Origin of the sequence: Falsiphaeobacter marinintestinus (assembly GCF_007923355.1) — a bacterium.
GTDB classification, from domain to species: Bacteria; Pseudomonadota; Alphaproteobacteria; order Rhodobacterales; family Rhodobacteraceae; genus Phaeobacter_A; species Phaeobacter_A marinintestinus.
The window spans coordinates 101,291-113,978 of record NZ_VOGO01000002.1 but is presented as its reverse complement, the minus strand read 5'-3'; the positions used below and the strand labels follow the sequence as shown (position 1 = coordinate 113,978).

The 12,688-nt window shown below is 59.4% G+C and carries 13 protein-coding genes; 2 read left to right on the top strand and 11 right to left on the bottom strand.

Annotation, left to right across the window (positions count from 1 at the left end):
- Position 1 precedes the first annotated feature (1 nt).
- Both FOY56_RS04800 and FOY56_RS04795 read left to right on the top strand, forming a co-directional pair.
- Positions 2-670: a P-loop NTPase family protein gene (locus FOY56_RS04800; protein WP_146344689.1), complete on the top strand. Its 669-nt coding sequence runs from the start codon at positions 2-4 to the stop codon at positions 668-670.
- 87 nt (positions 671-757) lie between these two features.
- On the top strand, positions 758-2,302 hold the full coding sequence (locus tag FOY56_RS04795; protein WP_146344688.1) for a Ppx/GppA family phosphatase: 1,545 nt from the start codon (positions 758-760) through the stop codon (positions 2,300-2,302).
- A 3-nt stretch (positions 2,303-2,305) separates the two neighbouring features.
- Here FOY56_RS04795 and FOY56_RS04790 read toward each other — a convergent pair whose 3' ends face one another.
- The 11 genes from FOY56_RS04790 to FOY56_RS04740 all read right to left on the bottom strand — a co-directional run bounded on the left by FOY56_RS04790 (position 2,306) and on the right by FOY56_RS04740 (position 12,600).
- Positions 2,306-2,680: a hypothetical protein gene (locus tag FOY56_RS04790; RefSeq protein WP_146344687.1), complete on the bottom strand. Its 375-nt coding sequence runs from the start codon at positions 2,678-2,680 to the stop codon at positions 2,306-2,308.
- A 39-nt stretch (positions 2,681-2,719) separates the two neighbouring features.
- Positions 2,720-3,733, bottom strand: coding sequence for an endonuclease/exonuclease/phosphatase family protein (locus FOY56_RS04785; RefSeq protein ID WP_146344686.1), 1,014 nt, complete (start codon positions 3,731-3,733; stop codon positions 2,720-2,722).
- Positions 3,733-4,413 carry a molecular chaperone DjiA gene (locus tag FOY56_RS04780; protein WP_146344685.1) on the bottom strand — a complete coding sequence of 227 codons (681 nt, stop codon included), beginning with the start codon at positions 4,411-4,413 and terminating at the stop codon, positions 3,733-3,735. The genes FOY56_RS04785 and FOY56_RS04780 overlap by 1 nt, the downstream gene beginning before the upstream one ends.
- Positions 4,414-4,464: 51 nt before the next feature.
- On the bottom strand, positions 4,465-4,947 hold the full coding sequence (locus tag FOY56_RS04775) for a GNAT family N-acetyltransferase (protein ID WP_146344684.1): 483 nt from the start codon (positions 4,945-4,947) through the stop codon (positions 4,465-4,467).
- On the bottom strand, positions 4,944-5,555 hold the full coding sequence (locus FOY56_RS04770) for a VOC family protein (protein WP_146345136.1): 612 nt from the start codon (positions 5,553-5,555) through the stop codon (positions 4,944-4,946). The genes FOY56_RS04775 and FOY56_RS04770 overlap by 4 nt, the downstream gene beginning before the upstream one ends.
- A 119-nt stretch (positions 5,556-5,674) precedes the next feature.
- A complete protein-coding gene (locus tag FOY56_RS04765) occupies positions 5,675-6,838 on the bottom strand; it encodes a M20 aminoacylase family protein (protein ID WP_146344683.1) in 1,164 nt (387 codons plus the stop codon).
- A 32-nt stretch (positions 6,839-6,870) separates the two neighbouring features.
- On the bottom strand, positions 6,871-8,034 hold the full coding sequence (locus tag FOY56_RS04760) for a M20 aminoacylase family protein (protein WP_146344682.1): 1,164 nt from the start codon (positions 8,032-8,034) through the stop codon (positions 6,871-6,873).
- A 10-nt stretch (positions 8,035-8,044) separates the two neighbouring features.
- Entirely contained in the window at positions 8,045-9,211 is a 1,167-nt protein-coding gene (locus FOY56_RS04755) for a M20 aminoacylase family protein (protein ID WP_146344681.1), read from the bottom strand.
- 4 nt (positions 9,212-9,215) lie between these two features.
- Complete coding sequence (argE, locus tag FOY56_RS04750) at positions 9,216-10,385, bottom strand: acetylornithine deacetylase (RefSeq protein ID WP_146344680.1); 1,170 nt, start codon at positions 10,383-10,385, stop codon at positions 9,216-9,218.
- Positions 10,382-10,777, bottom strand: coding sequence for a bleomycin resistance protein (locus FOY56_RS04745; RefSeq protein WP_146344679.1), 396 nt, complete (start codon positions 10,775-10,777; stop codon positions 10,382-10,384). The genes argE and FOY56_RS04745 overlap by 4 nt, the downstream gene beginning before the upstream one ends.
- Before the next feature lie 2 nt (positions 10,778-10,779).
- Positions 10,780-12,600 carry an ABC transporter ATP-binding protein gene (locus tag FOY56_RS04740; RefSeq protein ID WP_146344678.1) on the bottom strand — a complete coding sequence of 607 codons (1,821 nt, stop codon included), beginning with the start codon at positions 12,598-12,600 and terminating at the stop codon, positions 10,780-10,782.
- Positions 12,601-12,688 lie beyond the last annotated feature (88 nt).

Here is a 12,688-nt window from a genome sequence, read left to right as displayed (position 1 = left end):
CATGCATGAACAGCTGAGTTTTGAGCTCCCGGCGAGAACGGCGCTGGGACGGGAAGATTTTTTTGTCGCCCCGTCCAATGCTATGGCGGTCGCTTTGCTGGACATCTGGCAAAACTGGCCAGGCGGCAAGCTGATGATTTCGGGACCAGTCGGCTCGGGGAAAACCCATCTGGCCCATGTCTGGGCCGGGGCAACCGGTGCAAGGATCATCGCCGCAACTGCCCTGAACGAGGCATTGGTTCCAGAACTGGTTACCGGCCCGCTGGTGGTCGAAGACGTCCACCAGATCGCAGAGGATGCCGAGGCGCAAAACGCGTTGTTTCATCTGCACAACCTGATCCTTGCCGAACGCCAGCCCTTGTTGCTGACCGGGCAAGGCACTCCTGCGCATCAGCCGTTTTCGCTGCCGGATCTGCAAAGCCGGCTGCAGGGCACGCAGACTGCGCTGCTGGACCCGCCTGACGATGCCTTGCTAAGCGTAATCTTGGCAAAGCTGTTCACCGATCGCGGCATCGTGCCGAAACCCGATGTCATTCCTTACATGGTCGCGCATATGGACCGGTCTTTTGCCGAGGCAACGTTGCTGGTCGAACGGCTGGACCGGACCGCGCTGACCGAAAAGAAGAACCTGTCACGCCAATTCGTCGCCCGGGTTCTGAACCCGAAATGAGCCACCCTGCGCCACGGCGACACAGCCAGCCAAGATTGACCGGACGCCCGGTATCGCTCATCTTGGGGCCAGCTATCGGGGGATAAGATGACTCTGCCGCAAAACACCGAGACCCCCGACTGGGGCATTTTTGGCCGCCCCTTGTTTGATGACCCTTCGGCCCGTGCCCTATCACGGGTCGGCGTGATTGACGTCGGATCGAACTCGGTCCGGCTGGTGGTGTTTGATGGCGCGGCACGCTCGCCTGCCTATTTCTACAACGAAAAAATCATGTGCGCCCTGGGGGCCGGCCTGTCGGAATCCGGTCGCCTGAATCCCAAGGGCCGCGACCGCGCCCTTGCAGCCATGCGCCGGTTCCAGCGTCTGGCCGAAGGCATGAATCTGCCGCCCCTGACCGCCGTTGCCACCGCCGCCGTGCGCGATGCCGAAGACGGCCCCGAATTCTGCGCCGAAGTTCAGCGCGAAACCGGGTTGAAGATCTGGGTGATAGACGGCGAAGAAGAAGCGCGGCTGTCAGCCCAGGGTGTTTTGCTTGGCTGGCCCGGTTCCTATGGGTTGGTCTGCGATATTGGTGGGTCGTCGATGGAGCTGGCCGAAATTCACGATGGCCGGGTTGGCAAGCGCGTCACCTCGCCCCTCGGGCCGCTGAAACTGCGCGACGTCAAGGGCGGCAAGAGCGGGCGCAAGGCGCATATCAAGACGGTCATGGAAGATCTTCACGACCGGATGGGCCCGCAACCGGATCGCTTGTTTCTGGTCGGCGGCAGCTGGCGTGCGATTGCCCGGATCGACATGTTGCGCCGGGGCTATCCGCTGACGGTTCTGCATGAGTACCGGATGAATGCGCAGGCGGTGCGCGACACCATCGCCTTTATCGAGTCCGGAGATCTGGACGACATCCGATCACGGGCCGGGGTGTCCTCTGCGCGGGCCGCGCTGGTGCCCTATGCCATCGAAGTCCTGCACCGGCTGAATCGGACGTTCAGGCCCAAAGATATCGCAATCTCAAGCTATGGGATCCGCGAGGGGCTGTTGTACGAACAGATGCCGCAACGCTTGCGTGAACGCGATCCGCTGATCGAGGCCTGCTATTTCGCCGAAGCCAAAGATGCCCGCCTGCCCGGGTTTGGAAAAACGCTGTTCAACTTTGTGCGGCCCTTGTTTTCCTCGGTTCCGCACGCCCGGCTGCGCCTGATCAAGGCTGCGTGCCTGTTGCATGACGTCAGCTGGCGGGCGCATCCGGATTACCGGGCCGAAACCTGCTTTGACAACGCGACCCGTGCCAACCTGGGCGGCATCCGCCATTCAGAACGCGTGTTCATGGGCCTCGCCTTGCTTCACCGCTATCGCAACAAACGCGACGGAACACGCTTTGAACCACTGTACGACCTGATCCCTCAGGCCGAAATCAAACAGGCCGAAATCCTTGGCAAAGCAATGCGTTTTGGCGCCATGCTATGGATGCAGCCGGACGCCGAAATGGCGCAGTTCAAATGGTACCCGAAGAAGAAAGTGTTGGATCTGACCCTGACCAAAGAAGCGCAGCCGCTGTTCGGTGAGGTCGCCGAAGCCCGGCTGATGTCACTGGTGCAATCGCTTGAAGCCGAAGTCAATATCCGCGTCCGGCGCTGACCGTCAGATATCAATAGCCCTGTCGGGTGCGGTGTCTTCCTGAGGCTCTGCTTCCGGTTCTTCGGGGGCCGGATCTGGCTTGCGGCGGATGATGATGTCACCGTTCGGCAACATCTCGGGCATCTCATACCGGCTCCAATCCTGCACCTCGGTCATCATCTCGGCAAGGGCCGGGCCCATCTCTTCAAAGAAGCTGCGCATGGATGGTCCGAACTGGCGGGCCAGATCCCCAAGCTCGATAATGGCGGGCGCCATCTCCTCGCGGAGCCCGTCAAACAAAAGCTCAAGCCCTTGTTCCAAGTCGGATTTAGGGTCTTCCGCATATGCCGGAGACACCGACAGGGCAGCAACGATCAGGACGGCAGAAATCTGTTTCATACCCGAATATATAATCGCGCCAACCCCGTCTGATAAGGGCTATATGTCAATGTCGAGCGTCACAGGGAAGTGATCTGACGCCGTCAGCAACGCGTCACGCAATTCAGGAATCGACCAACATGCTTCGTCTTCGAACGGGTTCCAAATGCGCCAGACCGGATTTTTTGCCATCAGATCCTGAGAGATCATGATGTAATCCAGAAGTGCCTGCAGATACCTGCCATCGCCTGAAATCTTGAACCGCGCCGATGTCGGAACAGCCCCGGGACGCGGTTGGCTAACCTTGCGGGCGTGCGGATCATACAAATTTTCGCCCAGCAGGATTTCGACCGAAGACCGCCCGAACAGATGTTCGAATTCATCCAATCCGGGCCCGTCATTCATGTCCCCCAGCAAGATCACGCTTTGGCCGTCTGCAAGATGCCTGTCGATCCGGGCCCGCAACCAGACCGCCTGCGCCATCTGCTTGCGCCGGTTCGCGATCGAAGCGCGCATGATCCCGTTGCGGGTCCGCTCGCCATGCGGAGCCTTTGATTTCAGATGCGCGCCGATCAGGCGCAGCCGGGTTCCCCCGGCAGTGGTCGCGCCCAGTTCCAGCGGCGGTTTGGAAAACCGCACCAGATCCTCGGTCGCATCGACATCAAGATCGATCCGGAAAGTCCCATCAAACCGCGGCGCGTCGGGGCTGCCCTTGCGCCCCGTAACCTCTCCGATCGGGTCGTGAACGACGCTGATTGCATCCGGGTCGTACATCAGAGCGATTTCCTGATGCGTGTCGTTGGCAAAGCCAATCACGGCGCGGCGCTGGCGCAAATCGAACGCTTTGGCAAACCCCTCAAGCGCTTTGACTGTATTCTGCTTGCGACCCGTGTTCGGGGCTTCGATCACCATTATGGCATCCGCGTCCAACGCGACAAACACCTTGCCCAAGGCCTCGATCTGCTGCGCCCGCGTCACATCCTGACGCCCGGACCAGCCATCATCGACGATCAGTTGATCCTGGTTGTCAAACAGGTTCGCGAACCATTCAACGTTATACGTTGCAAGCCGCATCAGACGGCCTTTTTGTTGATGTCTTCCCATGCCTGATTGATCGCAATCAGACGCTTTTCTGCCAGCCGCACGGCTTCTTCCGGCACACCGCGCGCAATCATCTTGTCGGGATGGCTATCGCGGACCTGCTGGCGCCAGGCTTTGCGGATATCGGCCAGTGGCATATCCGACGACACTCCCAGAACCTTATAGGGATCGGGTTTGGAATCAGGCACAAAACGCGCCCTGATCGTGCCGAATTGCGCCGGGTTCATCCCGAAAATCGTCGCAACGTCCTCAAGAAAGGCATTCTCACCCGGATGATAGAACCCATCGGCCATTGCGATGTGAAACAACCCTTCCACAAGATCCAACAGGGCATCGGGATCAGATTCGAACATCCGCCCGATCTGTCGGGCATAATCCTGGTATCCGGCCACGTCCTGACGCGCCATGTTGAACACCCGCGCGGCCCCAGCTTCATCCTCCTGCGCGATCTGAAAGACCTCGCGAAACGCCATGACCTCGTCCCGGGTGACCTGCCCATCCGCCTTGGCCATCTTGGCCCCCAGCGCGATCACGGCAATGGCAAAGGCCACGCTGCGCTGCGGCGGCGTGCGCAGCCGTTCAAAAACCTCGGTCAGGCTTTCACCGCTGGTCAGAGCGCCCAGCGCATCAGATATACGAGTCCAGATCGACATGCCGCCAACCTAACCTGCCTCTCACGTAAAGTCAGGTGCGGCCAAAAGGGATCAGGCCAGTTTTTTCTGCATCAGCACAAGATCCAGCCATTGGTCGAATTTGCGCCCAACCTGCGACATGCGCCCGACCTCGGAAAACCCCATCGCTTCATGAAATGCGATGCCGTCAAAGTTGGCCGCGCTGACCCCTGCAATCAGGACATGGATACGGTCTTGGCGCGCGACATCCTCTAACCGGCTCATCAGTTCGCGCCCGACACCCTTGCCGCGCGCCTGCGCAGACAGCTGGATACTATGTTCAGCCGTATGGACATAGCCCGGACCAGACCGGAACGGGCCATAACTGGCAAATCCAAGAACCGCGCCCTGATCTTCAGCCACCAGAAACCGCGCGCCTTTCTCGAAAATCTCTTCAGCAACCTCGCTCTCAAGGCGTTCGCGCGTTGTGAACGTGATCAGGGTATCGCGAATGATCGGGTTGGTGATGGCACAGATCGACCGGGCATCCGCCGCGATTGCAGGCCGCACAATCACCGCAACAAGCGCCGCCCGTGCGGCGTATCAAACTCGGCCATCGCCCCGGCAGGACCGGGCTCAATGACAACCCGCCCATCCGCCAATCGGTCCGACAACACCGCGCTTAAGCCTGCCGCATCAGGATGGCTCACGATAAGGCGACGCAAGGCACAGCCCGTAGGCGCTAACATCTGCGCCGGATGCCGATCCGTCTGCCACTCGATCAGCGCGGGAAACATGTTGTCAAACGGCAAGATCCCGGATTGCGGCACCGCCATCTGCCAGAGCAGATCCCCCCGCTGCAAAGCCACGGGTTGCCCTGCATCAACCGGCAAGCCCTTCAGCTCAGCCGCCAGATCACCGCTTCGGCAAATCCAGTTGGTCAACCGGGCCGAACCCTCAAATCGATCCAGATCAAACCAGCGGGGGCGATCCGGGTTCGGCGCTGCCGGATCAATCGCGATCGCTTCCAGATACAGCCCATCAGCCAGCCCAAGCAGCCGATTATGTGTAAAAAACACATCATGCTGCCCGCCCGGCTGCATTTTGACCCCTAGTGCGACCTCCACGGCCTCGACCGCATCTGCCAGAACCGTCCCCGCGACGGCAACATGATCCAGATTCAGCATGACCTGCCCTTTTTGCTAAAACCGCCCCTTGGCTTCTTTCTTGTCTCAAATCCCCTCGGGGGTGAATTGAGCCAGAGGCTCAAGAGGGGGCAGACAGCCCCCTCCCGCCATCACAATCAGGCAGACGGCATCCGCTGTTCGACCAGCTCGGCATACCACGAACACCCTGCCGGGATCGCTTCATCGTTGAAGTTGTATTCCGGGTGATGAACCATGGCCGTATCGCCATTGCCCACAAGAATGTAGGCCCCCGGGCGTTCTTCCAGCATAAAGGCAAAATCCTCGCCGCCCATCACCAGCGGTGCCTCGACACAGTCACCCGACACCTTGCGCGCGACCTCGGCGGCAAATTCGGTCTGTTCTTCCGAATTCACCATGACGGGATAGCCACGGATGTATGTGACATCTGCGGTTCCGCCAAAGGTTGCCGCGATACCGTCACAGATTTCTTTGATCCGGGTTTCGGCCAGTTCGCGCATCTCTTTTGTCATCGTCCGCACAGTGCCCTTCAACTGCACTTTCTGCGGAATCACGTTGAAGGCCTTCGACGAGGTTTCGAACGACGTGACCGACACTACAACCCGGTCAATCGGGTCCGCGTTCCGGCTGGCGATGGTTTGCAGAGCCAGCACGGCCTGGGCCGCCATCACCGTCGTATCCACAGTTTCATGCGGTTTTGCGGCGTGGCCGCCTCGACCTTCCAATGTGATGTCAAACTGGTCGGTAGCGGCAAAGAAGGCGCCCGAGCGAATGGCGAAAGACCCCGTCGGCTGACCCGGCCAATTGTGCATGCCATAGACTTCGTCGATTCCCCACCGCGCCATCATGTCGTCATCGCACATCTCTTTCCCGCCGGCACCGCCTTCTTCGGCAGGCTGAAAAATCACAACAACTGTGCCGTCAAAATTGCGCGTCTCGGACAGGTACTTGGCCGCCCCCAGCAACATCGCCGTATGACCGTCATGACCGCAGGCGTGCATCGCACCCGGCGTTTTTGAGGCATAGTCCAACCCGGTCGCTTCCAGGATCGGCAGCGCATCCATGTCCGCCCGCAGGCCAATCACCTTACCCTTGCTGTCGGATTTGCCCTTGATCACCCCGACAACACCGGTTCGGCCGATGCCAGTGACAACTTCATCCGCGCCGAACTCTTGCAGCTTTTCCGCAACCAGCGCAGAGGTGCGATGCGTATCGAACAAGATTTCGGGGTTTTCGTGGATGTCACGCCGCCATTCGGTGATTTCACCCTGCAATTCTGCAAAACGGTTCTTTACGGGCATGTGCTTGCTCTCTTCCTGTAGTGTCGCTTGGATCAGGCCGCCGGCATCCGGCGTTCGACCAGTTCAGCAAACCAGCTGCACCCGGCCGGGATCGTCTCATCGTTGAAGTTGTATTCGGGGTGATGCAAGGACGCGCTGTCTCCATTTCCAAGGAAAATGAAGGCGCCGGGGCGTTCCTGCAGCATAAAGGCAAAATCTTCGCCGCCCATGATCAGGGATGCTTCGCTGCAATCGCCCGCAATGCTGCGCGCGATACCTTCAGCAAACGCGGTGTTTTCATCCGTATTGATCGTGATCGGAACGTGGCGCAGATATTCAACCTGCGCCTGCCCGCCAAAACTGGCAGCGATCCCTGTCGCGACATCTGACAACCGCTGTTCAATCAGATCCTGCAAGTCGGCAGAATGAGTGCGGACCGTGCCGCGCAGTTTTACCGATTGTGGGATCACATTGAACGCATGTGACGAGGTGTCAACGGATGTCACCGACACCACGCCCTGCACAATCGGGTCGGCATTTCGGCTGATGATGGTTTGCAGCGCGATCACGATATGGCTTGCGATCACGGTCGGATCGATCGACGTGTGAGGCTCGGCGGCGTGCCCGCCCTTGCCCCCAACCGTGATGAAAAACTCATCTGTCGCTGCCAGCAAAGGCCCCGGGCGAATCGCGAATTGACCAACCGGCAGGCCGGGCATGTTGTGAATGCCATACACCTCATCGACGCCAAACCGGTCCATCACACCGTCGTCGATCATGCCTTTGGCCCCCAAAGCGACCTCTTCGGCCGGTTGGAACAACAGCACCACGGTACCATCGAAATTGCGGGTCTCGGCCAGATATTTGGCAGCCCCCAGCAGCATCGCGGTATGGCCATCATGGCCGCATGCATGCATGACGCCTTCGTTCCGCGAGGGATAGTCTACGCCCGAGGCTTCCAGAATCGGCAAGGCGTCCATGTCGCCCCGCAACCCGATCACTCGCCCTGACGTGTTGGCCTTGCCCCGGATCACGCCGACCACGCCGGTGCCCCCGACGCCCGGAACGATTTCATCGCACCCGAAGGCTGCCAGTTTGTCAGCTACCAGGGCTGCTGTGCGGTGTTCTTCGGTGCCCAGTTCCGGATGCGCGTGAATATCCTGACGCCATGCGGCGATTTCGGGCAGCAGCTCGGCCAGACGGTTCTTGATGGGCATGTTTGGCTCCTTAGCTTGCGGGCATCCGCGCTTCGACCAGTTCGACAAACCAGCTGCAGCCCATCGGGATCGCATCATCATCAAACTGATACGCCGGATGATGACACATCGCCGTGTCCCCGTTGCCCAAGAAGATATAGGCCCCGGGCCGTTCTTCCAGCATGAATGAAAAATCTTCTGCCGGCATGATCGGATCGGTTTCGGTATCGACCTTGTCGGTCACCCGCCGCGCAGCCTGAATCGCGTATTCGGTTTCCTGTTCGGAATTGACGGTCACCGGATACCCCTCTTCCCAGTGCACCTCGGCCGTTGCGCCAAAGGCTTCGGCTGTGTTCAGCGCCACACGGCGTACGCGGTCTTCGGCCATTGCGCGTTCGTCCGGGTCCAGCGTGCGCACGGTGCCGGTCATGCGCACGGTGTGAGCAATGACGTTTGACGCGTTACTGTCGGTTTCAAACGTCGCGATGGTCACGACCACCCGTTTCACCGGGTTCACGTTGCGGGCCACGATAGATTGCATCGACACCACGATCTGAGCCGCAGCAAGCGTGGTATCAATCGCCTCGTGCGGCGCAGCGGCATGCCCGCCCTTGCCGGTCACCACGATTTCGAATTCATCCGCCGACGCCAGAAGCGGTCCGGGCCGGATGGCGAATTCACCGACCGGAAGCCCCGGCATGTTGTGCAGGCCATACACTTCCTGAATGTTCCATCGGTCCATCAGACCGTCCTTGCACATCTCGCGCCCACCCCCGCCGCCTTCTTCGGCAGGTTGAAAGATCAGCACAACAGTGCCGTCGAAATTGCGGGTTTCAGCAAGGTATTGCGCCGCCCCCAACAGAATCGAGGTGTGCCCGTCATGGCCACAGGCATGCATCTTGCCCGCCACTTTTGACGCATAGTCCAGCCCGGTCGCCTCAACAATCGGCAGGGCATCCATATCCGCACGCAGCCCAATCACCCGGCCACTGGTATTGGTTTTGCCCTTGATGGTCGCCACGACACCGGTCTTGCCGATGCCGGTGGTGATGCCATCAACACCGAATTCTTTCAGCCGGTCGACCACAAAGGCCGCGGTTTCGTGAACGTCGAACATCAGTTCGGGGTTTTCGTGCAGATGCCGGCGCCAGCCGGTGATTTCGTCGTGAGTTTCGGCAAGGCGGTTCTTGATCGGCATCGGGTTATCCTTGTTGCAAACGCGCCAAAAGTTTTTCCATGAAGGCATGGCCGGCGTTGAACTGTTCTATGGTGATGAATTCGTCGGGCTGGTGGGCCTGCGCGATATCGCCCGGACCGCAAACCACGGCGGAATACCCGGCTTCCTGAAACTGCCCGGCTTCGGTGCCATAGCTGACCACATGGGTTTCGTTGTCACCGGTCAGTTGCCGGGTCAGCGCTTCGGCTGCGCCATTGTCTTCAGGCACCAGGGCGGGCACGCGAAACCATGGGCTAAGCTCGACCCGGGTATCGGGGTGGATGGCCTGAATATCGCTTTGCACCTGCAACGCAGCTTCGGTGTAGGCGTCGCACCAGGCTTGCGGGTCTTCGCCGGGCACGACCCGGAAACTGACCGCGAAGTCGCATTCACCAGCTGTGATGTTATGCGCCGTCCCGCCCGAGATCATGCCGATATGCGCCGTGGTGTATGGCGGGTCAAACATCGCCGCCAGCGGGCCCGGTTCTTTGTCGCGGTTGGCAACATTGGTATCGTTGACCCACGTGATTAGCGGTGCGCTGGCCATGATCGCATTGACCCCGATATGCAGAAGCGAGCTGTGAACTTCATGTCCGATGACATGGGTTCTCAACCCCTGCCCGCCCTTGTGTCCGGTCACTGTCTTCATCATCGACGGTTCCCCGACGATCACCGGCCCGCCCTTTGGCAGAACGGGTTGCATGGCCTCGATCATTGGCGGTGCCCCGGTGCACCCGACTTCTTCGTCAAAGCTGAGCGCCAGTTGCAGAGGGTGTTTGACACCGCGCGTCTGGGCTTCGACCAAGGCCCAGATCGCCAGCGCGTCAAAGCCTTTCATGTCACAGGTGCCGCGCCCGTAATATTTGCCGTCCCGTTCGGTCACGGTGAACGGATCGCTGCTCCAGTCCTGCCCATCAATGGGCACCACATCGGTATGACCCGACAGCACTACGGCCCCTTCTTCCCATGGGCCGACATGGGCGAACAAGGCCGCCTTGTGCGGTTGGTCCGGGTCCGGCCAGCGGTACGCTTTGATCCCGTGCGACCCAAGATAGCCTTCGACCCAGTCGATCAGCGGCAGATTGGTATCCCGGCTGACAGTGGGAAAGCTGATGAGTTTGGTCATCAATTCGAGTGGCGTAAGTTTCATCGTCACATTTTCACCGGTTCGCCAAAGAACACCAAAGTACAATCTTCGTCTGCCACATGGAACTCGCGTTGGCCGTAGTCCTGATCAAACGGCGCACGCACACGCTCAGCCGGCAAACTGTCCAGCGCGGGTTTCATGGTTTCATACAGCGCGTCCAGCCCGTTGACGTCGATATAGAAAGAGTTTTCCCGCTCAGGATGCTTGAGATCGACGTGGCCCGAGACTTCGACCAGCCTGATGGCGACGGAGTCCCTGTGCAGAAATGCGTAATTTTCCGCCAGAAATCCGATCTCGAATCCCAGCACATCCCGGTAGAACGCCACCTGCGTGTCTAGCGACGTACAGGGAACAAAGGGTGTGATCTGCTTAAGGACTGGGGGCGACTGCGGATCAGCCACGCTCAGTACCCGCTGTCAGTGGTCAGCACGAAGTGACCCGGTTCAACCTCTTTGTATTCGGATGGTGCTGGATCATAATCCAGATTGTGAATTGGCGATGGGATGGGCTTGAAATTCAAGTCTTTTTCTGATTTTCGCCGATGCGGATCAGCAATCGGAACCGCCTTCATCAAGGTCTGGGTATAGGCGTGCTGCGGGTTTTCGAACACTCGGGAACGCGGCCCCATCTCAACAATCCGGCCCAGATACATCACGCCGACATGATGGCTGACGCGTTCGACCACGGCCATGTCATGGCTGATGAACAGGAAGCTGATGCCAAGCTCTGATTGCAACTCCATCATCAGGTTCAGCACTTGCGCCTGCACTGACACATCCAGCGCCGACACCGCTTCATCCGCGATGATCAGCTTGGGATTCAGCGCCAATGCGCGGGCAATGGCGATACGCTGGCGCTGGCCGCCGGACATCTCGTGCGGATAGCGCCGCATGAAACTGCGCGGCAATTCCACCCGGTCGAACAGGTTTGCAACGCGGTCGGCCAGATCCGTTCCGCTGGCAGTGCCATAGTTGCGCATCGGTTCGGCGACCTGATCCTCTAGCTTCATCTTGGGGTTCAGAGATGCAAACGGGTCCTGAAAGATCATCTGCATGTCAAGCCGCGCCTCGCGCAGGCCGCGTTCGTCCAGCTTCATGATATCGACCCCGTCCAGATCGACTTCGCCTGCCATCGGTTCGACCAGTCGCAGGATCGACCGACCCGCCGTCGATTTGCCACAGCCAGATTCGCCAACAAGGCTGAGGGTTTGCCCCTTGTTGACGGTGAACGACAGGTCTTCGACGGCATGGACGTTGGCAAGCGTGCGGCGAAAGAACCCGCCTTTGACGGGGAACCGGGTTGTCAGCCCTTTGACCCGCAGCAGTACCTGGTCAGTTCCCGGAATCGGATCCAGATTCTGGTTTTCGACGCCCATCAACTTCATCGGTTCGGGGGCCGCTTTGCCGCGCATCTCACCCAGTTTGGGCACTGCCGCCAGCAAAGACTTGGTGTACGCGTGCCTTGGGTTGGCGAAAATCTCTTCAACAGGGCCTTCTTCCACCTTGTTGCCACGGAACATGACAACAACACGGTCCGCCATCTGGGCGACAACGGCCATGTCATGCGTGATGAACATGACCGCCGTGCCGGTTTCCCGTTTCAGCCGGTCCATCAACGCCAGAATTTCAGCCTGAATGGTCACATCCAATGCAGTGGTGGGTTCGTCCGCGATCAGAAGACGCGGTTCACACGCCATCGCCATGGCAATCACGACCCGCTGGCGCATTCCACCCGACAATTCGTGCGGATACTGGGTCAGACGGCGCTCGGGTTCCGGAATGCGGACATGCTTCAAAAGCTCCAACGCCCGGGCCTCTGCCTCGGGCTTGGTCATGCCTTTGTGCACACGCAATCCTTCGGTCAACTGGCGGCCGACCGTGAAAACCGGGTTCAGGGCCGTCATCGGTTCCTGAAAAATCATCCCGATTTCGTTGCCGCGGATCTTTTGCATCAGATCCTGATCGGTTTGCGCCAGATCCAGCACGCCGCCATCTTTTCGATCAAAAAGCAGGCGGCCGCCTGAAATTTCACCACCTCCGAACTCGACAAGTCGCATCAAAGACAGCGAAGAGACCGATTTCCCTGACCCGGATTCGCCAACGATACAAACGGTTTCCCCCGGATTGACGTCGAAAGAAACATCCTCGACGCCCACTACGGGTCCATCTTTTGTTTGAAACTCGACCCGTAGGCCTTGGATTTGGGCAATCGGCTGATCCAGCACTTGTGCGCTCCCTGAACGTGATGCCGAACGCTAAGACTGTGGCGGGTAAAGTGTCAAACCCCGATGGCCAATTTCCGACGGCAAGGCT

Coding starts and splice junctions, on each gene's coding strand:
- FOY56_RS04800 (WP_146344689.1), top strand. CDS start 2: ATGCATGAACAGCTGAGTTTTGAGCTCCCGGCGAGAACGGCGCTGGGA.
- FOY56_RS04795 (WP_146344688.1), top strand. CDS start 758: ATGACTCTGCCGCAAAACACCGAGACCCCCGACTGGGGCATTTTTGGC.
- FOY56_RS04790 (WP_146344687.1), bottom strand. CDS start 2,680: ATGAAACAGATTTCTGCCGTCCTGATCGTTGCTGCCCTGTCGGTGTCT.
- FOY56_RS04785 (WP_146344686.1), bottom strand. CDS start 3,733: ATGCGGCTTGCAACGTATAACGTTGAATGGTTCGCGAACCTGTTTGAC.
- FOY56_RS04780 (WP_146344685.1), bottom strand. CDS start 4,413: ATGTCGATCTGGACTCGTATATCTGATGCGCTGGGCGCTCTGACCAGC.
- FOY56_RS04765 (WP_146344683.1), bottom strand. CDS start 6,838: ATGCCCGTAAAGAACCGTTTTGCAGAATTGCAGGGTGAAATCACCGAA.
- FOY56_RS04760 (WP_146344682.1), bottom strand. CDS start 8,034: ATGCCCATCAAGAACCGTCTGGCCGAGCTGCTGCCCGAAATCGCCGCA.
- FOY56_RS04755 (WP_146344681.1), bottom strand. CDS start 9,211: ATGCCGATCAAGAACCGCCTTGCCGAAACTCACGACGAAATCACCGGC.